This window comes from Streptomyces sp. WAC03905 (assembly GCF_057371075.1).
In genome coordinates this window covers 5,470,410-5,495,162 of record NZ_JBXYDZ010000003.1, presented here as the reverse complement: position 1 = coordinate 5,495,162, position 24,753 = coordinate 5,470,410, and the positions used below count along the sequence as shown (strand labels likewise).

General features: G+C 73.0%; 23 protein-coding genes. 13 read left to right on the top strand and 10 right to left on the bottom strand.

The features are described 5' to 3' along the window. The first annotated feature begins 34 nt into the window (after nt 1–34). Entirely contained in the window at nt 35–1,789 is a 1,755-nt protein-coding gene (locus AC2RP6_RS27365) for an NAD+ synthase (RefSeq protein WP_486448598.1), read from the top strand. Nucleotides 1,790–1,859: 70 nt separating this feature from the next. On the opposite strand, the gene AC2RP6_RS27360 is transcribed toward AC2RP6_RS27365, so the two are convergent. Next, on the bottom strand, nt 1,860–2,888 hold the full coding sequence (locus AC2RP6_RS27360; protein WP_486448597.1) for an endonuclease/exonuclease/phosphatase family protein: 1,029 nt from the start codon (nt 2,886–2,888) through the stop codon (nt 1,860–1,862). Nucleotides 2,889–3,175: 287 nt separating this feature from the next. Between AC2RP6_RS27360 and panB the strand changes: the two genes are divergently transcribed. The 3 genes from panB to AC2RP6_RS27345 all read left to right on the top strand — a co-directional run bounded on the left by panB (nt 3,176) and on the right by AC2RP6_RS27345 (nt 6,084). Then, on the top strand, nt 3,176–4,045 hold the full coding sequence (gene panB / locus AC2RP6_RS27355) for a 3-methyl-2-oxobutanoate hydroxymethyltransferase (protein WP_030832402.1): 870 nt from the start codon (nt 3,176–3,178) through the stop codon (nt 4,043–4,045). Between the two features lie 177 nt (nt 4,046–4,222). Then, nucleotides 4,223–5,236, top strand: coding sequence for an ATP-binding cassette domain-containing protein (locus AC2RP6_RS27350; RefSeq protein WP_486448596.1), 1,014 nt, complete (start codon nt 4,223–4,225; stop codon nt 5,234–5,236). Next, nucleotides 5,233–6,084, top strand: coding sequence for an ABC transporter permease (locus tag AC2RP6_RS27345; protein WP_486448595.1), 852 nt, complete (start codon nt 5,233–5,235; stop codon nt 6,082–6,084). The genes AC2RP6_RS27350 and AC2RP6_RS27345 overlap by 4 nt, the downstream gene beginning before the upstream one ends. Nucleotides 6,085–6,141: 57 nt before the next feature. On the opposite strand, the gene AC2RP6_RS27340 is transcribed toward AC2RP6_RS27345, so the two are convergent. Continuing rightward, nucleotides 6,142–10,068: an AfsR/SARP family transcriptional regulator gene (locus tag AC2RP6_RS27340; protein WP_486448594.1), complete on the bottom strand. Its 3,927-nt coding sequence runs from the start codon at nt 10,066–10,068 to the stop codon at nt 6,142–6,144. Nucleotides 10,069–10,141: 73 nt separating this feature from the next. On the opposite strand from AC2RP6_RS27340, the gene AC2RP6_RS27335 reads away from it, so the two are divergent. Continuing rightward, the gene (locus AC2RP6_RS27335; RefSeq protein ID WP_486448593.1) at nt 10,142–10,942 is read left to right on the top strand and encodes a site-2 protease family protein; all 801 of its coding nucleotides are present in this window, start codon (nt 10,142–10,144) and stop codon (nt 10,940–10,942) included. Nucleotides 10,943–11,003: 61 nt separating this feature from the next. Further along, the gene (locus AC2RP6_RS27330) at nt 11,004–11,621 is read left to right on the top strand and encodes a DUF7691 family protein (RefSeq protein ID WP_486448592.1); all 618 of its coding nucleotides are present in this window, start codon (nt 11,004–11,006) and stop codon (nt 11,619–11,621) included. Nucleotides 11,622–11,650: 29 nt separating this feature from the next. Here the strand turns inward: AC2RP6_RS27330 and AC2RP6_RS27325 are convergent, their stop codons facing one another. Next, nucleotides 11,651–11,839: a hypothetical protein gene (locus tag AC2RP6_RS27325; RefSeq protein WP_486448591.1), complete on the bottom strand. Its 189-nt coding sequence runs from the start codon at nt 11,837–11,839 to the stop codon at nt 11,651–11,653. Between the two features lie 239 nt (nt 11,840–12,078). Here AC2RP6_RS27325 and AC2RP6_RS27320 point away from each other — a divergent pair, with 239 nt between their 5' ends. Further along, entirely contained in the window at nt 12,079–14,130 is a 2,052-nt protein-coding gene (locus tag AC2RP6_RS27320) for a TerD family protein (RefSeq protein ID WP_486448590.1), read from the top strand. A 100-nt stretch (nt 14,131–14,230) separates the two neighbouring features. On the opposite strand, the gene npdG is transcribed toward AC2RP6_RS27320, so the two are convergent. Next, nucleotides 14,231–14,935, bottom strand: coding sequence for an NADPH-dependent F420 reductase (gene npdG / locus AC2RP6_RS27315; protein ID WP_486448589.1), 705 nt, complete (start codon nt 14,933–14,935; stop codon nt 14,231–14,233). 84 nt (nt 14,936–15,019) lie between these two features. Here npdG and AC2RP6_RS27310 point away from each other — a divergent pair, with 84 nt between their 5' ends. Further along, the gene (locus AC2RP6_RS27310; RefSeq protein ID WP_486448588.1) at nt 15,020–15,625 is read left to right on the top strand and encodes a hypothetical protein; all 606 of its coding nucleotides are present in this window, start codon (nt 15,020–15,022) and stop codon (nt 15,623–15,625) included. A gap of 103 nt (nt 15,626–15,728) precedes the next feature. Here the strand turns inward: AC2RP6_RS27310 and AC2RP6_RS27305 are convergent, their stop codons facing one another. After that, nucleotides 15,729–15,971, bottom strand: coding sequence for a hypothetical protein (locus AC2RP6_RS27305; RefSeq protein ID WP_486448587.1), 243 nt, complete (start codon nt 15,969–15,971; stop codon nt 15,729–15,731). A 93-nt stretch (nt 15,972–16,064) separates the two neighbouring features. Here AC2RP6_RS27305 and map point away from each other — a divergent pair, with 93 nt between their 5' ends. Then, on the top strand, nt 16,065–16,922 hold the full coding sequence (map, locus tag AC2RP6_RS27300; RefSeq protein ID WP_486448586.1) for a type I methionyl aminopeptidase: 858 nt from the start codon (nt 16,065–16,067) through the stop codon (nt 16,920–16,922). A 127-nt stretch (nt 16,923–17,049) separates the two neighbouring features. Next, nucleotides 17,050–17,697, top strand: a complete 648-nt coding sequence (locus tag AC2RP6_RS27295; RefSeq protein WP_486448585.1) for a biliverdin-producing heme oxygenase — start codon at nt 17,050–17,052, stop codon at nt 17,695–17,697. 105 nt (nt 17,698–17,802) lie between these two features. On the opposite strand, the gene AC2RP6_RS27290 is transcribed toward AC2RP6_RS27295, so the two are convergent. Both AC2RP6_RS27290 and AC2RP6_RS27285 read right to left on the bottom strand, forming a co-directional pair. Next, on the bottom strand, nt 17,803–18,471 hold the full coding sequence (locus tag AC2RP6_RS27290; protein ID WP_486448584.1) for a PhzF family phenazine biosynthesis protein: 669 nt from the start codon (nt 18,469–18,471) through the stop codon (nt 17,803–17,805). Nucleotides 18,472–18,490: 19 nt separating this feature from the next. Then, nucleotides 18,491–18,823: a hypothetical protein gene (locus AC2RP6_RS27285; protein WP_486448583.1), complete on the bottom strand. Its 333-nt coding sequence runs from the start codon at nt 18,821–18,823 to the stop codon at nt 18,491–18,493. Between the two features lie 264 nt (nt 18,824–19,087). On the opposite strand from AC2RP6_RS27285, the gene efeO reads away from it, so the two are divergent. From efeO to efeU, 3 genes are read left to right on the top strand one after another with little or no spacing between them, the layout of a single operon-like run. Then, nucleotides 19,088–20,239 (top strand): iron uptake system protein EfeO, encoded by a 1,152-nt coding sequence (efeO, locus tag AC2RP6_RS27280; RefSeq protein ID WP_486448582.1) that lies wholly within the window; start codon nt 19,088–19,090, stop codon nt 20,237–20,239. Nucleotides 20,240–20,281: 42 nt separating this feature from the next. Continuing rightward, the gene (gene efeB / locus AC2RP6_RS27275) at nt 20,282–21,574 is read left to right on the top strand and encodes an iron uptake transporter deferrochelatase/peroxidase subunit (RefSeq protein WP_486448581.1); all 1,293 of its coding nucleotides are present in this window, start codon (nt 20,282–20,284) and stop codon (nt 21,572–21,574) included. Nucleotides 21,575–21,599: 25 nt separating this feature from the next. After that, nucleotides 21,600–22,460, top strand: coding sequence for an iron uptake transporter permease EfeU (gene efeU, locus AC2RP6_RS27270; RefSeq protein WP_486448580.1), 861 nt, complete (start codon nt 21,600–21,602; stop codon nt 22,458–22,460). A 4-nt stretch (nt 22,461–22,464) separates the two neighbouring features. On the opposite strand, the gene AC2RP6_RS27265 is transcribed toward efeU, so the two are convergent. From AC2RP6_RS27265 to AC2RP6_RS27255, 3 genes are read right to left on the bottom strand one after another with little or no spacing between them, the layout of a single operon-like run. Further along, a complete protein-coding gene (locus AC2RP6_RS27265; RefSeq protein ID WP_486448579.1) occupies nt 22,465–23,037 on the bottom strand; it encodes a GNAT family N-acetyltransferase in 573 nt (190 codons plus the stop codon). Continuing rightward, nucleotides 23,034–23,897 (bottom strand): PhzF family phenazine biosynthesis protein, encoded by an 864-nt coding sequence (locus tag AC2RP6_RS27260; protein WP_486448578.1) that lies wholly within the window; start codon nt 23,895–23,897, stop codon nt 23,034–23,036. Before AC2RP6_RS27260 ends, AC2RP6_RS27265 begins: the two co-directional genes overlap by 4 nt. A 58-nt stretch (nt 23,898–23,955) precedes the next feature. Then, a complete protein-coding gene (locus AC2RP6_RS27255) occupies nt 23,956–24,714 on the bottom strand; it encodes an SDR family oxidoreductase (protein WP_486448577.1) in 759 nt (252 codons plus the stop codon). Between the last annotated feature and the right edge of the window lie 39 nt (nt 24,715–24,753).

Sequence of the window (24,753 nt, the reverse complement as noted above, 5' to 3'; positions counted from 1 at the left end):
ACATCGCGTCAGAAAGACGATTAGACTGGGCCCCGTGCCTCAACTACGCCTCGCTCTGAATCAGATCGATTCGCACGTCGGCGACATCGCCGCCAACGCCGACTCGGTCGTCCACTGGACCCGGCACTCCGCCGAGCAGGGCGCCCACCTGGTGGCGTTCCCCGAGATGATGCTGACCGGGTACCCCGTCGAGGACCTCGCCCTGCGCGGCTCCTTCGTCGAGGCCTCCCGCGGCGCACTGCGCGCACTCGCCGAGCGGCTGGCCGCCGAGGGCCTCGGCGACCTGCCGGTCGTCGTCGGCTACCTCGACCGGACCGAGCGGGCCACGCCCCGCCTCGGCCGCCCGGCCGGCTCCCCGGAGAACGCGGCGGCCGTCCTGCACGAAGGCCGGGTGGTGCTGCGCTTCGCCAAGCACCACCTGCCCAACTACGGCGTGTTCGACGAGTTCCGGTACTTCGTGCCGGGCGACACCCAGCCCGTGATCCGGGTCCGCGGCGTCGACGTGGCCCTGGCCATCTGCGAGGACCTCTGGCAGGAGGGCGGCCGCGTCCCGGCCACCCGCTCCGCCGGAGCCGGGCTGCTGATCTCCGTCAACGCATCCCCGTACGAGCGCAACAAGGACGACGTGCGACTCGAACTGGTGCGCAAGCGCGCCCAGGAGGCCGGCTGCACCCTCGCCTACCTGGCGATGATCGGCGGCCAGGACGAGCTGGTCTTCGACGGCGACTCGATCGTGGTCGGAGCCGACGGCGAGGTCATCGCCCGCGCCCCGCAGTTCTCCGAGGGCTGCGTCCTGGTCGACCTCGACCTGCCGGCGGCGCACGCCGACGCCCCCGAGGGCGTGGTGGACGACGGGCTGCGCATCGACCGCGTCGTCCTGTCCGCGGAACCGGTGGAACCGTACGAGCCGGTCGTGCCCGGCGGCTACGCCGACCGGCTCGACGACGACGAGGAGGTCTACGACGCGCTGGTCGTGGGCCTGCGCGCCTACGTGCGGAAGAACGGATTCCGCTCGGTCCTGATCGGGCTCTCCGGTGGGATCGACTCCGCGCTCGTCGCCGCCATCGCCTGCGACGCGATCGGCGCGCAGAACGTGTACGGCGTCTCGATGCCGTCGAAGTACTCCTCGGAGCACTCCAAGGGCGACGCGGCCGACCTGGCCGAGCGCACCGGCCTGAACTTCCGTACCGTGCCGATCGAGCCGATGTTCGACGCCTACATGGGCTCGCTGGGCCTCACCGGTCTGGCCGAGGAGAACCTCCAGTCCCGGCTGCGCGGCACCCTGCTGATGGCGCTGTCCAACCAGGAGGGCCACCTCGTGCTGGCTCCCGGCAACAAGTCGGAGCTGGCCGTCGGCTACTCCACCCTCTACGGCGACTCGGTGGGCGCGTACGGCCCGATCAAGGACGTCTACAAGAGCGACGTCTTCCGGCTCGCCCGGTACCGCAACCGCGCGGCCGCCGAGCGCGGCGAGACGCCGCCGATCCCGGAGAACTCGATCGTGAAGCCGCCGAGCGCCGAACTGCGCCCCGGGCAGGTGGACACCGACTCGCTGCCGGACTACCCGGTGCTCGACGCGATCCTCGCCCTGTACGTGGACCGGGACCAGGGGCTGGACGAGATCGTGGCCGCCGGCTTCGACGCCGAGCTGGTCGCGAGGACCCTGCGGATGGTCGACACGGCCGAGTACAAGCGCCGCCAGTACCCGCCGGGCACGAAGATCTCCGCGAAGGGCTTCGGCAAGGACCGCCGGCTGCCGATCACGAACGGCTGGCGCGAGCAGGCGTAGCACCACCCCGCGCGAAGGGGCCCCGGCACCCGAGGTGGTGGGGCCCCTTCCCGCGGTCCCGGGTGCGCCGCTACTTGTCGACCGTCAGCCGGGCGGCGACCGGCAGGTGGTCGCTGCCGGTACGGGGCAGGGTCCAGGAGGCCTCGGGCCGGATCCCGCGGACCATGATCTGGTCGATGCGGGCCATCGGGAACTGCGCCGGCCAGCTGAAGCCGAAGCCGTCGCCCGCGGCGCCCTGCGTGGAGCGCATCTGCGAGGTGACCTCGGACAGGGCGCGGTCGTTCATGGTGCCGTTGAGGTCGCCGAGCAGGACGACCTTCTTCAGCGGCTCGGCGGCGAGCGCCGCGCCCAGCGCGTCGGCGCTGTCGTCGCGCTGGTTGGCGGTGAAGCCGGCGTTCAGCTTGACCCGGACCGAGGGCAGGTGGGCGACGAACGCCGCGACCTCGCCCTGCGGGGTGGCGACGGTGGCCCGCATGGCCCGCGTCCAGCCCATCCTGATGTCGACGGGGGCGCTGCCGCTCAGCGGGTACTTGCTCCACAGTCCGACGGTGCCCTCGACCGAGTGGTACTTGTACGTGCTCGCCAGGGCCTTCTCGTAGACGGGGACGACACTGCCCTTGAGCTCGGTCAGGGCCAGGACGTCGGCCCCGGAGCGGGCGACGGAGGCGGCGGTGCCGCGCGGGTCGGGGTTGTCGGCGTCGACGTTGTGGGTGGCGACGACCAGGTCGCCGCCGGTGCCGGACTTGTCGAAGACGAGTCCGCCGAAGAGGTTCAGCCAGACGACCGAGGGCAGCAGGACCGCGATCAGCGCCGTCGCCGACCGGCGGATGACGGCCCAGACCAGCAGGACCGGGACGGCCAGGCCCAGCCAGGGCAGGAAGGTCTCGGTGAGGCTGCCGAGGTTGCCGACGTCGTTGGGCAGCTCGGCGTGGAAGATCATCACCAGTGACAGCAGGACCGCGACCGCGGCCAGGACCAGGCCGCGCCGCCAGATCCCGGGGTCCCGGCGCAGTTCGGCGAACCGGCGCCGGAAGCGGAACCCGGAGGGCTCGGGCTCCGAGCCGCCGTTCCCCGGTTCCGTCCTGTACGCCTGTGCCATGCCACTGCCCTCACTGCCGTGCTCGCGCTCCGTCCCCGCCCCTTGACCCTAGGCGATGAAGCGGAGCCTTCCGTGCCGTACGTCACGACCGTCCGTCACGGTCGCACGTCCGGAAGGACGAACGGCTGAACGCAGGGGGTTCCGCTTGTCACGAAACGCGCACATTGGCGCCCCCGGCGTGGCGGCCCTCACGACCACTTCCGCCCGGGCCCCCGGGGATGCCACCATGGTGGGTGAGTCCGGGGACACCGTGAGGGTGCCTCGAGATGACACAAGGAGCAGTTGCAATGACGCACGCCGTTTCGCCTGCCCGCGAACCCGCAGCCGCCGCCTCCCCCACCCTGTACGGAGGCACGGGCACCCGGCGCATCACCGTCCGCGACCTGACCCTCGCCAAGGAACGCGGCGAGAAGTGGCCCATGCTCACCGCCTACGACGCGATGACCGCGTCCGTCTTCGACGAGTCCGGCATCCCGGTCATCCTCGTCGGCGACTCGATGGGCAATTGCCACCTCGGTTTCGACTCCACCGTCCCGGTGACGATGGACCACATGACCATGCTGTCGGCGGCCGTCGTGCGCGGCACCAGCCGTGCGCTGGTCATCGGCGACATGCCGTTCGGCTCGTACCAGGAAGGCCCCGTGCAGGCGCTGCGCAGCGCGACCCGCCTGGTCAAGGAGGCCGGCGTGGGCGCCGTGAAGCTGGAGGGCGGTGAGCGTTCGCTGGCCCAGACCGAGCTGATCGTGCAGTCGGGCATCCCCGTCATGTCCCACCTGGGCCTGACCCCGCAGTCGGTCAACGCCATGGGCTACCGGGTGCAGGGCCGCGGCGACGAGGCCGCGCACCAGCTGCTGCGCGACGCGAAGGCCGCGCAGGACGCGGGCGCCTTCGCGGTGGTGCTGGAGCTCGTCCCGGCCGAGCTGGCCGCCGAGGTCACCCGGTCCCTGCACATCCCGACGGTCGGCATCGGCGCGGGCGCGGAGTGCGACGCGCAGGTCCTGGTGTGGACCGACATGATGGGCCTGACCGGCGGGAAGATGCCGAAGTTCGTCAAGCAGTACGCGAAGCTGCGCGAGACGATGACCGACGCGGCGAAGGCGTTCGCCGAGGACGTCGTCGGCGGGACGTTCCCGCAGGAGCAGCACGCCTTCCACTGATCCGCCCCGGCCGTCCGGGCGAACGGCCCGCGCGACCTGCATGGCGCGCACGGCCCGCGCGACCTGCACCGCTCCGACAGCCCGCCGACCGTTGCGTCGGCGGGCTGTCGTACGTCTGTCGTACGTTTGTCGGTCGGCTGTCGGTGCTTTGTCAGTGGCGGCTGCTCCCATAGGGGCATGACGCGAAACGACAACACGCCCAACGCCGTGGAGGTACGGGGGCTGGTCAAGCACTACGGCGAGACCAAGGCCCTCGACGGCGTCGACCTGGACGTCCGGGAGGGCACGGTCCTCGGGGTCCTCGGCCCCAACGGCGCCGGCAAGACGACGCTGGTCCGCTGCCTCTCCACCCTGGTCCTCCCCGACGCCGGCACCGCGACCGTCGCGGGCTACGACGTGGTCCGCCAGCCGCGGCAGCTGCGCCGCACCATCGGCCTCACCGGCCAGTACGCCTCGGTCGACGAGAAGCTCTCCGGCTGGGAGAACCTCTACATGATCGGGCGGCTGCTCGACCTCTCCCGCAAGGACGCCCGGCTGCGCGCGGACGAGATGCTGGAGCGGTTCTCCCTGACCGAGGCGGCGAAGAAGGCCGCCATGAACTACTCCGGCGGCATGCGCCGCCGGCTCGACCTGGCCGCCTCGCTGATCGGCCGCCCGGCCGTGATCTACCTGGACGAGCCGACCACCGGTCTCGACCCGCGCACCCGCAACGAGGTGTGGGACGAGGTCCAGCGCCTGGTCGCCGAGGGCGCCACCGTGCTGCTCACCACCCAGTACATGGAGGAGGCCGAGCAGCTCGCGAGCGAGCTGACGGTCATCGACCGCGGCAAGGTCATCGCCAACGGCAAGGTCGACGAGCTGAAGGCCCGCGTCGGCGGCCGCACCCTGAAGATCCGCCCGGTGTCCTCCGCGGACCTGCCGGGGATGGCCCGTTCGCTGGCCGAGGCCGGGCTGGACGGCGTGGCCGGCTCCCAGGCCGTGCCGGACGAGGGCGTGCTCCTCGTACCGATCCTCAGCGACGAGCAGCTGACCGCCGTGGTCGGCCTGCTGGCCGCCCGCGGGTACGCGATCGCCGACCTCGGCACCTACCTGCCCAGCCTCGACGAGGTGTTCCTGGCCATCACCGGCCAGAAGCCCGCCCTCGTCGAGGACTCCGTCCCCACCGAGAAGACCGAGGAGGTCGCGGCATGAGCACCGTAACCACGACGAAGCCCGCCCCGGCCGCGCCCGGCAAGCCCTCGGTGGCCGCCCCGCACGGGGAGGGACGGATCGGCCTGCGGGGCAACCTGCGGCACATCGGCGCCCTGGTGCGCCGCAACGCCCTGCAGATCAAGCAGGACCCGGAGTCGATGTTCGACGTCCTGTTCATGCCGATCATCTTCACGCTGCTGTTCGTGTTCGTCTTCGGCGGCGCGATCTCCGGCAAGGGCAACCAGGCGGACTACGTCAACTACGTCGTCCCGGGCCTCATGGCCATGATGGGCATGAACATCGCGATGGCGGTCGGCACCGGCGTGAACGACGACTTCAAGAAGGGCGTCATGGACCGCTTCCGGTCCATGCCGATCGCCCGGTCGTCCGTACTCCTGGCCAAGATCGTCGTCGAGCTCGGGCGGATGATGGTGGCCATCGCCATCCTGCTCGCCGTGGGCTTCATCCTCGGCCTGTCGATCAAGTCCTCGGTGCTGGACCTGTTCCTCGCCATCGGGCTGTCCGCCGTGTTCGGCAGCGCCCTGATGTGGATCTTCATCCTGCTGGGTCTCACCATGCAGAGCGCGCAGGCCGTCCAGGGCATGGCCATGCTGGTCCTGATGCCGCTGCAGTTCGGCAGTTCGATCTTCGCCCCGCCGTCGACGATGCCGGGCTGGCTGCAGTCCTTCACCGACTACAACCCGCTGTCGAACCTCGCCGACGCGGCCCGCGCCCTGATCAACGGGACGCCCGTGGGCGACTCGGTGTGGATGACGCTCGCCTGGTCGCTGGCGATCACGGCGGTCACCATGCCGCTCGCGGTGCGCAAGTTCCGCCAGAAGACCTGACCCGCGGACCGGTCCACTCCGGATCGCGTCCCGGACGGGCACCGGCCGGGGGCCGGGTCAGACGAGGGCGGTGGCCTCCTCCAGGGTGAGGCCGCCGCCCTCGGCGTACGCCGCCTCGTAGGCGGTGTCGCCGAGCGCAGACCGCGCCAGCTTCTCGGCGAGGGCGAAGTCCTCGCGTTCCGTCGTCACGGGGACGTGGGAGGGCGGCAGCAGGGCGCGGTAGGCACCGAGCAGCCGGGCGCCGTCGTACTCCCGCTGCGGACCGCCGGGCGACACCAGGGAGACGGCCGCCGTCAGCAGGAAGGTGGCGGGCAGGTGCGGGGCGACCATCAGCGCCAGCGGGTGCCGGAAGGCGGCCGCGGCGTCGCGGATCCCCTGCAGGGCGTCCTCGTGACGGCCGTCCTGGTTGTCGAGCCAGGCCGACGTGGCGAGCAGGAACACGTCGAAGATGGCGTAGGCGCCGTAGGCGAACTCCTCGCGCAGTACCTGGATCTGGGCGCGGGCCTCGGCGATCCGGCCGGTACGGCCGAGGATGCCGGCGAGGAACATCCGGGCCGCGGGCATCGCCTCGTTGCCGAAGCGCTGCACCGTCGCGGTGATCTCGGTGAGGATCCGCTCGGCCTCGGCCATCTCCCCGTTCTCGGTGAGCGCGCCGGCCATCCGGACGCGCAACACCGTCACCTGCGCCTTGGCGCCGAGGCGTTCGGCGTACGCGATCGCCTCGCGGTAGTCGCGGGCGGCCAGGGCGTGCTCGCCGCGCCGTTCCCGGGACTCGGCACGGGCGGACAGTGCCTCCGCACAGCCCCAGTCGTCGCCCAGCTCCCGGAACAGCTCCAGGCTCTCGTCGGCGTCGCGGGAGGCGTCGCCCGCCCAGTCGGCGCGGTTGGCGAGGATGTTGGCGCGCAGCTGGAGCGCGGAGGCCAGCTCCCAGCGGAGGCCGAGGGTGCGGGCGGTGTCAACGGTCGCGTCGACGACCAGTTTCAGCAGCCCGGGATCGCCCGCGATCATGACGGCGTAGATCCACAGGGAGGCCGGTGTGCGGCAGGTCTGCGGGAGCCCGGGGCGGTAGGTGGCGATCACCCCGTCCACCAGGGCCCGGATCTCGGGGTCGTCCCAGTCCTTGTTGGTCTGGTCCCGGGACGCCAGCCGTACCAGGTGCAGGGCGCGCCACGCTTCGTCGAGCACCTCGCCGCGGTAGGGCGGCGGCGTGTCCACGAGCTGCCCGTACACCGGCTCGGCGGGGACGACCGGCGCCACGAAGGGGTTGGTGCCGAGGGCTGCGACCGCCTCCGTCCAGTGCCGGGACTCGGTCCGCTGGTCGTGGAGGTGCCAGTACCAGCCCAGGGAGTGGACCAGGCACAGCGCCTCGTCCGCGTCGCGGGTGGTGACGGCCCGGCGCAGGGCGGTACGGAGGTTCTCGTACTCGGTGGCGAGCCGGTCCGCCGCCTCGCGCTGGCGGCGTCCGCGGAGCAGGGGGTCGCTGGTCCGGGCGAGTTCTCGGTAGTGCACGAGGTGGCGACGGGCGGTCTCCTCGCGGTCGCCGCCGGCTTCGGCGAGGCGCTCGGCGGCGTACTCGCCGACGGTCTCCAGGAGCCGGTAGCGCATGCCGGAGCCGCCGGGGGCGGGGGTGGCGACGACGAGGGACTTGTCGACGAGGGAGCCGAGGGTGTCGGCGACGTCGAAGTCAGCGCTGGTGCGGGTGCGGGTGCCGGTGCCGGTGCTGGTGCCGGTGCTGGTGCTGGTGCTGGTGCTGGTGTCGGTGTCGGAGCAGACGGCTTCGGCGGCGGCGAGGTCGCAGCCGCCCGCGAAGACGGACAGGCGGCGCAGGACGGTCCGTTCGGCCTCGTCGAGGAGGTCCCAGGACCAGTCGACGACGGCCCGCAGCGTCTGCTGGCGGGGCAGGACCGTACGGGCGCCGCTGGTCAGCAGCCGGAACCGGTCGTCGAGCCGGTCGGCGATCTGCCGCGGGGTGAGCAGCCGCAGCCGGGCCGCGGCCAGCTCGATGGCCAGCGGCAGGCCGTCCAGGCGGCGGCAGATCTCCGCGGCGGCGGCCGGGTCCTCGTCCACGGAGAACCCGGCCCGGGCCGCGGCCCCGCGGTCGCCGAGCAGCCGCAGGGCGATCGCGTCGGGCAGCGGTTCGACGGGGCGCAGGGACTCCCCGGGCACGCCGAGGGGTTCGCGGCTGGTGGCGAGGATCTGGACGCCGGGGCAGTGGGTGAGGAGGCGTTCGCTGAGCTCGGCGGCGGCCTCGACGACGTGCTCGCAGTTGTCGAGCACGAGCAGCAGGCTGCGGTGGGCGCAGTGCTCGACGAGGCGGCTGGTGGGGTCGTCGCCGTGGCGGTCGGTCAGCGCCCGCAGTTCCTCGGCGGCGGCGCCGCGCAACTTGGTCTCCCGTGCGCCGACCGCGGCGAGGGTGGCCTCGGCGACGTCCTCCGGGTCGTCGACGGGGGCCAGTTCGACGAGCCACACGCCGTCGGGCCAGTCGCCGCGCGCCTCGTGCGCCTCGGCGGCCTCCTGCGAGAGCCGGGTCTTGCCGGCACCGCCGGGCCCGAGGAGCGTGACGAGCCGGGCCCGCGCGAGGTCCTCCCCGATGACGCGGATGTCGTCCTCGCGGCCGACGAAGGTGGTCAGGCGCGCCCGCAGATTGCCGTTGCCCTGACCGGGCGGTGCGGGAACGGTACCCCCGCCCCGCCCCGGAGCACCCCCGGAAGCGGTGTCACGGCCGGGGCCCGGGTCATGGCCGGGCGCCGGGGCGGGCGCGTCGCCCGGGACCGGGGCGTAGCCGGAGGCCGGGGTATGACCCGAAGCGGGGGCGCGCCCCGGCGCGGGGGCGGGGACCGGGGGCTCGGCGTAGCCCGCAGCCGATGCGTCGCCCGGGGCGGGGGCGTGTCCCGCAGCTGGCGCGTGGCCGGGGGCCGGGGCGTGGCCCGAGGCGGGAGCGTGGCCCGCAGCCGATGCGTCGCCCGTAGCCGACCCATCGCTCGGCGCCTGCGCGTAGCCGTAGGCCGGGCCGTGGCCCGGAGCGGGCGCATCGCCCCGTACCGGCGCGTAGCCGGAGGCCGGGGTATGGCCCGCCGCCCCTGCGTGGCCGGGAGCCGGGGCGTAGCCGGGGGTCGGGGTATGGCCCGAAGCCGTCGCGTTGCTCGGGGCCGGGGCGTGGCCGGGGGCGTGGCCCGGGGTCGGGGCGTGGCTCGCAGCCGGTGTGTGGCCGTAGGCCGGGGCGTCGCCCGGGGCGTGGGTTGGGGCCGGGGCCGGGGCGTAGTCGGGGGGCGGGGTGGGGGTCAGGAGTTCGGCGTGGAGGGTGCGGAGGGCCGGGCCGGGGTCCGTGCCGAGCCGGTCGGCCAGGTCCCGGCGGACGTCGTCGTAGGCGGCCAGGGCCTCCGCCGGGCGGCCCGCGTCGCGCAGGGCCCGGATCCGGAGCGCCTGGAACGGCTCGTCCAGCGGCTGCCGCGCGCACAGCGCGGTCAGTTCCGGCAGGCACTGCTCGGCCCGGCCCAGGGCGAGGGCCGCCGTGATCCGGCCCCGGCGCGCCTCCATCCGTACGGCCTCCCAGCGCGCGGCCTCCGCGGCCGGGTCGGGCAGGTCCGCGAGGGCGGGTCCGCGCCACAGGGCGCGCGCCTCCTCGTACAGGGCGGCGGCCTCGGCGGGGTCCGCCGCCTCGGCGCCGGCTCGGGCCAGCCGCTCGAAGCGGTACAGGTCGACGTCCTCCCGCTCGGCGGCCAGCTGGTAGCCGCCCTCGGCGGACAGCACGGCCGCGTGCCCGAGCGCCCGGCGCAGCCGGCCCACCAGGGCCTGCAGGGCGGCGACCGCGTCGGCCGGCGGATCGGCGTCCCACACCTCGTCGACCAGCAGCCGGACCGGCACCATCCGCCCCGGGCGCAGCGCGAGCGCCGTCAGCAGCGCGCGCAGGCGCGCCCCTCCGACGGCCACGGGGGTCCCGTCGTCGCGGTGGGCCTGGGCGGAGCCGAGAATCGCGTAACGCACCGGCCCATTGTCCCCGTACCCCGGCCCGGCCCCGAACCGTTTTCCGTACGCGGCCCGGGATAGGTTTCCCCGCATGGGTCATCAGGGTGCCCGCCACGAGCGGCGGATCAGTTCGGTATTCCTCGGCATCCTCGCCGTCATGGCCGTCACCGGCTGGGCGGTGTGGACGGGGTACTCGACGAGCACCGGGCTCGCGGTGTTCCTCTTCGTGACGTCGGCGTGGATCGTCTCGCTCTGCCTGCACGAGTACGCGCACGCCCGGACCGCCCTGCACGGCGGCGACCTCACGGTCGGCGCCAAGGGCTACCTGACGCTGAACCCGCTCAAGTACACGCACGCGCTCCTCAGCATCGTCCTGCCCGTGGTCTTCGTGATCCTCGGCGGCATCGGCCTGCCCGGCGGCGCGGTCTTCATCGAGCGCGACCGGATCCGCGGCCGCTGGAAGCACAGCGCGATCTCGGCGGCGGGACCGCTGACGAACGTGGCGTTCGCGATCGTCTGCACGGCGCCGTTCTGGCTGGACGCGCTGGACGGGGTGCCGCTCGCCTTCCGCTACGCCCTGGGCTTCCTCGCGATGCTGCAGGTGACGGCGGCGATCCTGAACTTCCTGCCGGTGCCGGGCCTCGACGGCTACGGGGTGATCGAGCCCTGGCTGTCGTACCGGGTGCGGCGCGAGGTGGAGCCGCTGGCACCGTTCGGCCTGATCGCGGTCTTCGCGCTGCTGTGGATCCCGGGGGTCAACGCCGTCTTCTTCGACGCGGTGGACGGCGTGCTGTCGGCGCTGGGCGTGTCGGACCTGGAGACGTACTGCGGCCGCGACCTCTACCGCTTCTGGCAGGAGGGCGCCGGCGTCTGCGAGGTCCCGCAGAACTAGCGGACACCTCTCTGCCCGCGGTCGGCGATCATGGACGTCGACAAACGGAGGGAACGAGTCCATGGGAAACCTGGAGATGAGCACCGGCGACATGCGGGTCGTGATCCGGCTGCTGACGACGCTGGAGCGGACACCCGAGCAGCACCGGGTGCTCGACGTCGCGCGGGAGCGGTGCGCGCTGCTCGACGCGCGCCTGGCGGACCAGGGCATCACGCTGGGCGTGCCGGTCACCCGGGCGCTGGAGGAACTGCTGGCCGACGGCCCCGGCGCGGACAGCGGACCCGGCTACCGCTACGCGTTCCAGGCGCTGGTGGCGGTGAACTTCTCCGACACCTACGACCTCGGGTACTGGCGGCGGCCGTCCTGGTTCCACACCGTCGACGACGAGATGACCCGCCACGGCGTCCCGGCCGACCTGGCGCCGGCCGCGCTCGTGTTTGCCGGCCCGCCGATCCGCCTCCCGCACCCGGGTGACGTCCTCCCGGCGATGGGCACGTTCCCGGCTTCCCGGGCGGCGGAACTGGTCCGGGCGTACGAGGCCGTCCTGGGCCGGCTCGACCTCGAGGTGCGCGAGACCGCCGAGCTGTTCCTGGAGCCCATGCGGGTGGAGGCCGCGGAATGGGAGCGGACGAAGCGGGCGGGCCGCACCGAGGACACCGTCTTCTTCTGGCTCCACTGAGCAGCGGCGGCGGTGGCCGCGGCCGCGCCTCAGGCGTTGCGGGCGGTGGCGGCCTTCTCGGCCTTGGCCTTGCGCAGGTAGTACCAGGCCATGTTGGACGTGAGGCCCGCCAGGAGCACCCACACGATCCCGAGGAAACTGCCCTCCACGAAGGCGACGACGGCCGCGGCCACGGCGAGGGCGCAGACGACTACGGCGAAGACGGCAAGGCGGGGCATGGGAAGAGCTCCTCGGGGACACGGAAGGCGGTAGAGCCCCTCCAGTGTCCCCCATGCCCCGCAGTGCTGCCGTAAAGGAGGCGCGCTGCCGCCGCCGACGCATTTTCCGCTTTGCCTGACCTCCTCCCCCGCGCGGCGTTAGCGTTCGCCGGTGACGCACCGTGTCGGGTGCGCGACAGAACGAACGGCCCGGCCCGCTCCGCCCGCGACGGATGCCGCCGGCCGAGTGGGGGGACGCCATGCAGGAGATCTCGAAGGGCGCCAACGTCAGCCTGACCGCCCTCAGCGAGGACGCGGGGTCGGTGGTGGTGAGCCTGGGCTGGACCAGCGCATCCGGAGCCGGTGACGCCGATGTCTCCGTGCTGCTCCTGAACGCGAACGGCAAGGTCCGCAGCGAGAACGACTTCTACTTCTACAACAACCCCGCCGCCGCCGACGGCAGTGTGCAGCTCCTCGGGAAGACCCCGACCGACCACGGCGACGAGGACCGCATCAGCGTGGACCTGAGCGCCGTTCCCGAGGACGTCGTACGGATCGTGGTGGCGGCCAGCCAGTACGGCGGCGCCCGGTTCGGTGACCTCGACGACCTGCGGATGACGGTCACGGACCGCTCGGGTGACGCGCTCGTGGGATTCTCCGTGGAGGGTGCGGGGGCGGAGACGGCCTTCATCTTCGGCGAGCTCTACCGGCGGGGCGAGGAGTGGAAGTTCCGCGCCGTGGGCCAGGGGTACGAGACCGGGCTGGCCGGGCTCGCCACGGACTTCGGCATCGACGTCGACACCGGCGAGGAGGAGGCCGCGGAGCCCTCCGCACCACAGGAACGGCAAACGTCGTCCGGTACCGCCGCCGGGACGCCGGCGGCCCCCGATGACAGCGCCCCCGTCACCGCCGTCCCCGCGGCCGCGCCCGCCGAGCGGACGGCCGCCGTGCCCGCCCCGCCCGGTGGGGCGGGCGTACCGGCCCAGACGCGCGGCCGCGGCCCGCGCACGACGAGGAAGAAGGTCACCCTCCCCAAGGTGGCCCGCACCTCCCTCGCCGAGAACGACTCCTGGCGGACCGCCCGGCTCTTCCCCGTCCCGTCCCTCAAGAGCGACAAGGAGCGCGAGGTCAGGGCCACCTCCGTGCTGCTGTCCGTCATGGCCCAGGTGCCGGAGTTCGGGCGCCGCCTCACCGCGGCGTTCGGGGCCCCGGCGGGCCGCATGCAGACCTTCACCGAAGTGCCGCTGCCTCACGGCGACGCCCCGAAGCGCCCCGACGGCGTCATCCGGGTGGAGCGCGCCGGAAAGCTGTGGACGGCGCTGGTGGAGACGAAGACGAACGGCAATGCACTCAAGGCCGAACAGGTCCAGCAGTACGTGGACATCGCCGCGCGCCGCGGCTACGAGGCCGTGATCACCCTGTCGAACGACGTGGCGCTCGAAGGGGCGCCCACGGTCGAGGTGAAGATCGACGGGAGGCGGAAGCACAAGGTCAGCCTGTGGCACCTGTCGTGGGCGGAGGTCGCCCACCAGGCGCAGATGCTGATCCGCCACGAGGGCGTCGGCAACGCCGCCCACGCCTGGCTCCTGCAGGAGCTGTTGGAGTACCTGCAGCACGAGCACTCCGGGTGCCACGGCTTCCAGAACATGGGTCCCGCCTGGGTGCCGGTCCGCAACGGCATCGACGACGAGACGATCGGCATCGGCGACGCCCGCGCCGTCGACGTGGTGGAGAGCTGGGAACGCCTCATCCGGCAGGTCTGCCTGCGCCTGGGCGGCGAGCTGGGGCAGAAGGCACTGCCCGTGCAGCGGGCCCGGCGCGGAAGCGACCCCCGGGCCCGGCGCACGGCCGCCGCGGAGAGGCTGTGCACCGAGGGCAGGCTCGCCGCCGAACTGCGCATCGACGGTACGAGTTCCGTCATCGGGGTGATCGCCGACCTGCGCACGATGAAGGTGCGCACCTGCGTCGACGTCCCCGCCTCCGAAGGGGCGTATCCGCTGGTCGCGGCGAAGCGGCTGATCCGGATGCTCGCCGAGGCGCCGGCCGACCTGCACGTGCAGAGCCTGGTGGAGGGCGAGAACGGGCCGCGCGGCACCCTGGAGCGCCTACGGCCCGAGCCGGGAAATCTGCTGCCCGCCGACGGCGCGCCCATCACCGGTTTCCGGCTGACGCTCATCAAGGGGATGGGCAACAGCCGGGGCAACACGGAGTCGGGGTTCATCCGCAGCGTCGACGACGCCGTCGACCGCTTCTACCACGGGGTGCTGGCCCACCTGGGTGCCGTCGAGGCGCGCGGCGGGCGGCGCGGCTGAGCGGCCGAGGGCTGGACGGCCGAGGGCTGAGCGGCACACGCGTCCGGCGGTCCTGTCCGGGACCGGACCGCCGGGTGCGGGGTCGGACGGGCGGGCGGGGTCAGACGTCCGTCGTGCGGAGGCCCGCGTGGGCCTTGTAGCGGCGGTTCGTGGAGATCAGGTTGGCGACGAGGGCCTCGACCTGGTGGGCGTTGCGCAGGCGGCCCGCGAAGACGCCGCGCATGCCCGGGATGCGGGCGGCCAGGGCCTGGACGATGTCGGTGTCGGCGCGGGACTCGCCGAGGACCATCACGTCGGTGTCGATCTCGTCGATCGACTCGTCCTGGAGGAGGACCGCCGAGAGGTGGTGGAAGGCGGCGGTGACGCGGGAGTCCGGGAGCAGGGCGGCGGCCTGCTGGGCGGCGCTGCCCTCTTCGACCTGGAGGGCGTAGGCGCCCTGCTTGTCGAAGCCGAGGGGGTTCACGCAGTCGACCACCAGCTTGCCCGCGAGGTCCTCGCGGAGGGCTTCGAGGGTCTTGGCGTGGCCCTCCCACGGCACCGCGATGATGACGATGTCGCTGCGGCGCGCGCACTCGGCGTTGTCCGCGCCCTCCACTCCGAGGCCCAGTTCGTCGGCGGCGGCGCGGGCGCGGTCGGCGGCGCGGGAGCCGATGATCACCTTCTGGCCGGCGCGGGCGAGCCGGTAGGCGAGGCCCCGGCCCTGGTCGCCGGTGCCGCCGAGGACGCCGACGACGAGGCCGGACACGTCGGGCAGGTCCCAGGGATCCTTGGCCGGCGGCTTCTGCGTGCTGTCTGAGGAAGTCATGGGGGCGAGGGTACTGCCGGGTAGTCCCAGGTCGAAGTGCCGGTAAGCGCCCCCCGTGTCGGCGTGATGCGGCAGGATGCCGCCATGGATGCCGTCAGGGTCGCCCTGCTGCGCGAGGTGCTCGCCGGTACGCAGTGGCCGGGCGACGCGCGCCGCTTCGCCGGCTCGCTGCGCCGGTCCGTCGTTCCGACCGGCGGGAACCTGCTGCTGGTGGGGACCGAGGGCTACGAGCCCTGGCACCTGGCGGCGCACCTCGTGGACGAGGCCGCCTGGTCGGGGAGCCCGGAGCTGGCGCCGACGCTCGTACGCCACCGGGTGCGCCCCGGCGAGCCCCCGCATCTGTCGGTGGGGCTGGGCCGGCTGGCGGCGGCCGGGCGCGGGCACACGGTGCTGGTGGTGGCGCCCAGGGAGCCCGGCGAGGGGCTGCTGGAGCGCGTGCACGACGCGCGCCGTGCGGGGGCGACCGTACTGTCCCTGGACGGCGGGGACCGGGATCTCGGTGCGCTCGCGCACGACGCGCTGTCGGTGCCGGAGGAGGGGGCCGAGCTGGACCTGGACACTGTGCAGCACCTGGTCAGCGCGGCGGCCGGGGAGAACGGCCCGCCGGCACCGCGCGGGTCGCGCCGGCTGCGGGACCGGCTGGCGGGACTCGCCGACCGGCTGACCACGCCGCCGCCCAGCCGCTGGTAGCCACCCGGGGGGCGACCGGATCCGCCGACGGCTACGCGCCCGCCCCCCGGGTGCCCGCCCCCCGGTGCCCGTCAGCAGGCCGTGCCCGCCCCCCGGGTGCCCGTCAGCCGGCCGTGCCCGTGCCCTCTTCGTCCTCGCGGGTCTTGTCGTTCCAGTTGGGGTCGTTCTGCCACTCGAGATTGCGTTCCTTCGCCGTCTCCATGGCGTGGGCGGCCTCCTCGGGCGATCCGTAGGGGCCGAACCGGTCCTTGGCCGGGCACTCGGGGCCTTCCTCGACCTTCTGGTGGACCAGGCAGTAGTACCACTCGCCCGGTTTGCCCACCTGGCGCTTCTTGAACAGTGCCATCGTCGTCCAGGCTCCTCTCGATGCCTCCGCAAGCCGCTGTGTGCCGCTCTATCCCGCCATGCTGCCCCATCACCGCTGGATACACTCGCTTGCATGTCCGGTCAGTCGCTGCTCGTACCAGGCGAGCTCTCTCCCGCCCGTTCCGTTCCCGGAAACATCCGCCGGCCCGAGTACGTCGGCAAGCCCGCGCCCACTCCGTACACCGGACCGGAGGTGCAGTCGGCCGAGACCATCGAGGCCATGCGCATCGCCGGCCGGATCGCCGCCCAGGCGATGGAAGAGGCCGCCAAGCTGATCGCGCCGGGGGTGACCACCGACGAGCTCGACGAGGTCGCCCACACGTACATGTGCGACCACGGCGCCTACCCCTCGACGCTCGGCTACCGGGGCTACCCGAAGTCGCTCTGCTCCTCGGTCAACGAGGTCATCTGCCACGGCATCCCCGATTCCACCGTCCTGCGCGACGGCGACATCGTGAACCTCGACGTGACGGCCTACATCGGCGGCGTGCACGGCGACAACAACGCCACCTACCTGTGCGGTGACGTGGACGAGGAGTCGCGGCTGCTGGTGGAGCGCACCCGCGAGGCGCTGAACCGGGCGATCAAGGCCGTGAAGCCGGGCCGCCAGATCAACGTCATCGGCCGGGTCATCGAGTCGTACGCGAAGCGCTTCGGCTACGGCGTGGTCCGGGACTTCACCGGCCACGGCATCAACTCGTCCTTCCACTCCGGCCTGATCATCCCGCACTACGACAGCCCGCACGCGACCACGGTGATGGAGCCGGGGATGACCTTCACCATCGAGCCGATGCTGACCCTGGGCACCCACGACTACGACATGTGGGAGGACGGCTGGACGGTCGTCACCAAGGACCGCAAGCGCACCGCGCAGTTCGAGCACACCCTGGTGGTGACGGACTCCGGGGCGGACATCCTGACCCTTCCCTAGCCGGTCCCCGACCGGATTTTTTTACCGACAAGGCGTCGGGAACTCATTGACTTAGGCAAACCTAAGTAGGAATATCGGGCGTGGCGGCAGTGCCGCCACGCCTGTTTCCCCTTCCTGGAGGTCCGCCTTGGACGCCTTCTCTACGGTCATCCGCGTCGCGTCGCACGAACAGCACACCGAGGCCGAGACGTCGACCTTCATGAGCGACCTGCTGGGCGGACGACTCGGGGTGGACGCGTACACGCGGTACACCGAGCAACTGTGGTTCGTGTACCGCGCCCTGGAGGAGGCGGCCGAATCCCTCAAGGACGACCCGGTGGCGGGCCCGTTCATCCGGCCCGAGCTGATGCGCGTCGCGGAGATAGAGCGGGACCTCGCCCACCTGCGGGGTCCGCAGTGGCGCGAGGACGTGGTGGCGCTGCCCGCGACCGCGGCCTACGCCGCCCGGGTGGCCCAGTGCGCCGCCGACTGGCCGGGCGGGTACGTCGCCCACCACTACACCCGCTACCTGGGCGACCTCTCCGGCGGCCAGATCATCCGCGACAAGGCGGAGCGGACGTGGGGATTCGAGCGCAAGGGCGACGGCGTCCGCTTCTACGTCTTCGCGGACATCTCCAACCCGGCGGCCTTCAAGCGGACCTACCGCGACCTGCTGGACGCGATCGCCGCGGACGACCTGGAGAAGCAGCGCATCATCGACGAGTGCAAGCGCGCCTTCGACTTCAACGGCGCGGTCTTCCGCGAGCTGGGCGAGGAGTTCCCCCTCAGCGCGTGACCGCCCCTTCGGGTACGGGTACGACCGCGGGGCCGGGCCGGGTGCACGGTGCATCCGGCCCGGCCCCGCGGTCGTGCCGGGGCGCGGACGGGTCCGGGCGGGCGCCTACGGCGCCGGGGCCGGGGGCGGGGCGAAGCGCACGCGGCCGCCGACCTCGATGGTGCCGTCGGCGCCGGGGGCGGTGAGGATCTGGGAGCCGGCGCCCTGGGTGATGTTCAGGGCGCGGTTCAGTTCGGCCGTCAGCAGGATCGCCGCCGAGCCGGTCGCCTCGTCCTCGGCGATGACGCCGTCGGGACGTCGCGGGAAACCCCGGGCGCGCACCCGGCCCGCGGCCTCGTCCTCCCACGCCCACGCGTACAGCCAGCCCTCGCCCGGCGGTGGCGCCGGGAGCGCCTCGACCTCGGCGACGCTGTCGTACTGCCGCGTCCGCTTGCCCTCGACCCATTCGGGCCGGGCCGTGATCCAGGTGAACTCGCCGTCGTCACGGGTCCATACGGAGCCGACGGGCGGCTGGAGCTCCTCGATGTCGAGCAGCCACGCGACCCCGACCAGCGGGTGTCCCGCGAAGGACATCCGCGTGCCGGGGGTGCGGATGTCGACGACCCCGCGCTCGGGGTCGTCGACGAACACCGTCTCGCTGTAGCCCAGTTCGGCGGCCAGCGCCTGCCGCGACGCGTCGTCGGGGCAGGTCCGGCCGTCGCGCACGACGCCGAGCAGGTTGCCGTACCGGCCGTCACCCGCGCAGAAGACCCTCAGCACATCGAGATCGTTCACGCGGGAATTCAAGCACGGTTCAGACCTGGGCCGTACGCCGCCTGCGGGCGAGGGAGACCGCCCCCGCGCCGGCCGCGATCACGGCGCCGGAGGTGGTGAGCAGGGCGCCGGCCGGGATCCCGGCGCCGGTGTCGGCCGGGTTGCCGCCGACGGAGCCACCGCCCGCCGAACCGCCGCCGGAGCCGCCCGCCGAACCGCCGCCGACCGTGCCGCCCGTACCGCCGGCGCTGCCGGTGCTGCCGCCCGTGGACCCGCCCGTGGAGCCGCCGGTGGTGCTGCCTCCCGTGGAGCCACCGGTGGACGGCAGGGTGGCGTCCTTGTCGACCGCCGGCCCGTCGAGGTGCTGCCGCACCCGCGCACGGGTGCTCCGCTCGTGCTCCCCGTCCGGGCGGCGGGGGACGCCCGCCTACCGGACAGCACGCCGTCTTGACCCCGGCTTGACCGGCCCATGGGTTCGTCGTGGAGGGTCCGTGACGCCGTCGTGTCCGGGGCCCGAACGTGAGAGCTGAATCACGGCACGAGGGGGTATGGGCCAAGTAAGGCTCGGTTAAGTTAGGTCCGCCTCACTGGCCTCTCCCCCTCGGGACGGCCCTCGCCCGACGCCCAGGAGCCCCCTATGCGCCCCGCCCGCCTCACCGTCGTCGCCACCTCCGTGGTGGCCGCCCTGACCGTCGTCACCGGCTGCTCCGAGAAGAGCGACAAGGGCGGCGACGACGCGATCCGCGTGGCGGCCTCCGACAGTGCCTGTGACGTGTCGAAGACGGAGTTCCCGGCCGGCAAGGTGCAGATCGACGTCGAGAACAAGGGCTCCAAGGTCACCGAGGTCTACGTCCTCTTCCCGGACGCCCGCATCGTCACCGAGCGCGAGAACATCGGCCCCGGCACGAAGGCGTCCATCACCGCCGAGATCAAGGCGGGCGACTACGAGATCGTCTGCAAGCCCGGCATGAAGGGCGACGGCATCGCCAAGAAGGTCAAGGCGACCGGCGCCCAGGCCGGCGGTGAGAAGCGCAGCCCGGAGGCGGACGCCGCCGTCGCCGCCTACCGCGCCTACGTCGTCGCGCAGGCCGAGGAGACCCTCCCCAAGGCGCAGGCCTTCGCGGACGCGGTCAAGTCGGGTGACGTCGAGGCCGCGAAGAAGGCCTACGCGCCCTCGCGCATCGGCTGGGAGCGCACCGAGCCGGTCGCCGAGTCCTTCGGCGACATCGACCCGAAGGTCGACGTCCGCGAGGACGGCCTGGAGGCCGGCCAGGACCCGGCGAAGGACTGGACGGGCTGGCACCGCCTGGAGAAGTCCCTGTGGGCCGACAACAAGATCGACGACAACGACAAGAAGCTCGCCGACACCCTGATCGTGGACCTGACCGACTGGCAGAAGAAGGTCGGCCAGGCGGAGATCACCCCCACCTCGATCGCCAACGGCGCCAAGGAGCTCCTCGACGAGGTCGCCACCGGCAAGGTCACGGGTGAGGAGGAGCGCTACTCCCACACCGACCTGGTCGACTTCAAGGCCAACGTCGAGGGCGCGCAGAAGGCGTACGAGCTGCTCAAGCCGATCGCCGAGAAGAACGACCCGGAGCTGTCCAAGCAGCTGGACACGCAGTTCGCCGCCCTGAACACCCTTCTGGACAAGTACCGCGCCGACAAGACCTCCTACGAGTTCACCTCGTACGACAAGGTCGGCGAGGCCGAGCGCAAGGAGCTCTCGGACGGCGTGAACGCGCTCGCCGAGCCGCTCTCCAAGCTCGCCGCCGCGGTCGCGAAGTAACGGCGCACCGGAAAGCACACGAAAAGCAGACGGGAGCAGACGATGACCGAGTCGGACACGGCCTCCGGACAGCCGCAGCAGGACGGCGGCGGCCCCGCCGCGGCCCCCGGGACCGCCCCCTCCCGTCGCGCGGTGCTCGGCTGGGGCGGAGCCGGGCTCGCGCTCGGCGCCGCCGCGGCCGGCGGCGCGGCCGCGGCCTTCGGCGGCGGCTCGGACATGGTGTCGGCGTCGGCAGCCGGCGCGGCCGTGCCCTTCCACGGCGAGCACCAGGCCGGGATCGCGAGCGCCGTGCAGGACCGACTGCACTTCGCGGCCTTCGACGTGAAGACGAAGGACCGCGCGGAGCTGGTCGAGCTGCTGAAGGAGTGGACCGCGGCGGCCCGTCTGATGACGGCGGGCCTCCCGGTCGGCGACGTGTACGAGGGCCTGCCGGAGGCCCCGCCGACCGACACCGGGGAGGCCCTCGGCCTGAAGGCCTCCCGGCTCACCCTGACCGTCGGTTTCGGGCCCGGGCTGTTCGCCAAGGACCGCTTCGGACTGGAGGGCCGGCGCCCCGAGGCGCTGGTGGACCTGGAGCTCTTCCCCGGTGACAACCTGGACCCGGCCCGCTCCGGCGGCGACCTGTGCGTCCAGGCGTGCGCCGACGACCCGCAGGTCGCCGTGCACGCCATCCGCCAGCTGGCCCGGATCGGGTTCGGCCGGGTCGCGGTGCGCTGGTCGCAGCTCGGCTTCGGCAAGACCTCCTCGACCACGCCCGACGAGCAGACCCCGCGCAACATGATGGGCTTCAAGGACGGCACCCGGAACATCTCGGGCACCGACAAGGCGGCCCTGGACCGGCACGTGTGGGTCGGCGCGGGCGACGGCAGCGACTGGCTGACGGGCGGCTCCTACCTGGTGGCGCGTCGGATCCGGATGAACATCGAGACGTGGGACCGGACCCCGCTGCAGGAGCAGGAGGACATCTTCGGCCGCGACAAGGGCGAAGGTGCCCCGGTGGGCAAGTCCAAGGAGCGCGACGAGCCGTTCCTGAAGGCGATGAAGCCGGAGGCGCACGTGCGTCTCGCGCACCCGGACTCCAACAGCGGTGCGACGATCCTGCGGCGCGGCTACTCCTTCACCGACGGCACGGACGGGCTCGGCCGCCTCGACGCGGGCCTGTTCTTCCTCGCCTACCAGCGTGACGTCCGCAAGGGCTTCGTCCCGATCCAGCGCAACCTGGCGAAGTCCGACGTCCTCAACGAATACATCCAGCACGTGGGTTCGGCCGTCTTCGCCGTCCCGCCGGGCGTCCGCGACAAGGACGACTGGTGGGGCCGGACGCTGTTCGCGTAAGTACCAGCCGGAGAGGAACACCAACGTGTTCGGCAACTATCTGATCGGCCTGCGCGAGGGGCTGGAGGCCAGCCTGGTCGTCTGCATCCTCGTCGCGTACCTGGTGAAGACGGAGCGCCGGGACGCCCTGCGCCCGGTGTGGCTCGGCATCGGGATCGCGTGCGCGCTCTCGCTCACCTTCGGTGCGCTGCTCGAATTCGGCTCCCAGGAGCTGACCTTCGAGGCGCAGGAGCTGCTGGGCGGCAGCCTGTCGATCATCTCGGTGGGGCTGGTGACGTGGATGGTCTTCTGGATGAAGCGCACCGCGCGGCACCTGAAGGCCGAACTGCACGGCAAGCTCGACTCGGCGCTCGCCATGGGCACGGGCGCGCTGGTCGCGACGGCGTTCCTGGCGGTCGGCCGGGAGGGCCTGGAGACGGCGCTGTTCGTGTGGGCGTCGGTCCGGGCCAGCGGCGAGGGCTCCTCGGCGCCGCTGATCGGGGTGCTGCTGGGCATCGCCACGGCGATCGTCCTGGGGCACCTCTTCTACCGGGGCGCCGTGCGGATCAACCTGGCGAAGTTCTTCCGGTGGACCGGCGCGATGCTGGTGGTGGTGGCCGCGGGCGTGCTCGCGTACGGCGTCCACGACCTGCAGGAGGCCCGTTTCCTGGGCGGTCTGAACGACAGGGCCTTCGACATCAGCACCGCCGTCCCGCCGGACAGCTGGTACGGGACCCTCCTGAAGGGTGTCTTCAACTTCCAGCCGGACCCGACCGTCCTGCAGCTGACCGTGTGGGCGCTGTACGTGGTGCCCGTGCTGGTGCTGTTCTTCGCCGAGCGCGGCGGCCGCCGTCCGGCGGGCGCGTCCGCGCCCGCCGACGCGCCGAGCGCGACGCCCGCCGGCTGACGCTTCACCAGAGCCGGTCGATGCTGCCGGGGTGGAGCGGGACGCGTACGCCGGTGAAGGCGGCGCGGTCGCGGGCCGGGGTGCGGGTGAAGAACGCCGCCTGCACCACTTTGTCGAAGCCGGGGGCGTCGGTGGCCAGCGGTTCGGCGCGGGTGCCGCCGACGAGGACCGTGCCGGGCAGCGGCGCGAAGCCGGCCGCCTCGTAGAACGGCGCGAGGGGCCGGTCGCAGCTGAACAGCGCCAAGTCCACGGCCGGGTCCGCCGCCAGTTCCGCCCGGGCGGCGGCCACCAGCCGGCCCCCGAGTCCCCGCCCGCGTCGTGCGGTCCGCGTGACGACGGAGCTGAGTCCGGCGGCGCGGTACGTGCGGCCGCCGAGCCGGATCTCCTTGTGGAGCAGTGACAGGGCGGCGGCGACCGTCCCGGAGTCGTCGACGAGGAGCAGGGTGCGCGGCGCGAGCGCCGGGTCGTGTCCGGGGGTGGAGCCCGGCCAGGCCTCCGCCTCCAGGTCGGCGACCTGGCGCGCCAGCGCGTCGGGTACGTCGGCCTCGGCGAAGCCCAGCACGGGGAGTGCCGTCACGGGATGCGGACCGCCGTGCCGCCCACGCGGACGCGGGGGTCGCCCGCGCGCAGTCCGACCGTGAGGACGCCGGGGCGGCCCATGTCCGCGCCCTGGTGGAGGGTCAGTACGGCTTCGTCCGGGACCAGGCCCAGCTCGCGGGCGTACGCGCCGAAGGCGGCCGCCGCGGCTCCCGTCGCCGGGTCCTCGACGACACCGCCGACCGGGAACGGGTCGCGTACGTGGAACTCCGCCGGGCCCGCGCGGTACACCAGCTGGACCGTGGTGAGGTCCAGGCGCCGCATCAGGGCTTCCAGGCGGGCGAAGTCGTAGTCGAGGTCCGCGAGGCGGGCCCGGGTGGCGGCGGCGAGCACGAGGTGGCGGGCTCCGGCGTAGGCGATCCTCGGCGGGATCTCCGGGTCGAGGTCGGCCCGCGGCCAGTCCAGGGCGGCGAGCGCCTCGGCGAGGTCGTCGGGGCCGATGTCCTCGGTGTGCGGCTCGACGCTGGTCAGTGTCGCCCGCAGGCCTCCGTCCTCGGCGGTGACGGACACCGGCACGGTGCCCGCGCGGGTGGCGAGGAGCAGCTCACCGGGTCCGACGCGCTCCGCCAGCGCGACGGCGGTGGCGATGGTGGCGTGGCCGCAGAAGGGGACCTCGGCCTTCGGGCTGAAGTAGCGCACGGTGAAGGAGCGGCCCTCCTGTCCGCCGAGCCCGTCGGGCGGGCCGGTGAGGAAGGCCGTCTCGCTGTAGCCCAGTGCGGCGGCGATCTCCAGCATCGCGGCTTCGTCCAGCCCGGAGGCGTCGAGCACGACCCCGGCGGGGTTGCCGCCGTCCGGGTCGGCGGAGAAGGCGGTGTAGCGCAGTACCTCGGTATCGGTCATGCGGTCATGATCGGCGTCCGCCGGGCCCGTCGGCAACGGAGATCCCGGGGAGGGCTGCTCAGCCGCGGCCGATGTAGGGCATGGACGTGGCCATGACCGTCGCGAACTGCACGTTCGCCTCCAGTGGCAGCTCGGCCATGTGCAGGACCGTGCGGGCCACGTCGGCGGCGTCCATGACCGGCTCGACGGCCAGCTGACCGTTGGCCTGGAGGATGCCGGTCTGCATGCGTTCGGTCATCTCGGTCGCCGCGTTGCCGATGTCGATCTGGCCGCAGGCGATCCGGTACGGCCGCCCGTCCAGTGACAGGGACTTCGTCAGACCGGTCATCGCGTGCTTGGTGGCGGTGTAGGCGATGGAGTTCGGGCGGGGCACGTGGGCGGAGATGGAACCGTTGTTGATGATGCGGCCGCCCTGCGGCTCCTGTCCCTTCATCTGCCGGAAGGCGGCCTGCGCGCACAGGAAGGCGCCCGTCAGGTTGACGTCGACGACCGAGCGCCAGGCCTCGTAGGTGATGTCCTCCAGCGCGACCCCGCCGGGCCCGAAGGTGCCCGCGTTGTTGAAGAGCAGGTCGAGGCGCCCGTAGCGGGCGCGCACTGACTCGAACAGCCGAGCCACGTCGTCCGGGTCGCTCACGTCGGCCCGTACGCACAGCACGTCGGCCCCGGCACCGGCGGCGGCGGTCTCCTCCAGCGGTTCGGCCCGGCGGCCGGCCAGGGCCACGCCCCATCCCGCCGCGGCCAGGGTCAGGGCCACGGAGCGGCCGATTCCGGAGCCCGCGCCGGTCACCACGGCGATCTTCTTCGTACGTTCGTCCATGGGGCCGCAGGGTACGTCACAGCGCGCTCCGGTCCCCGG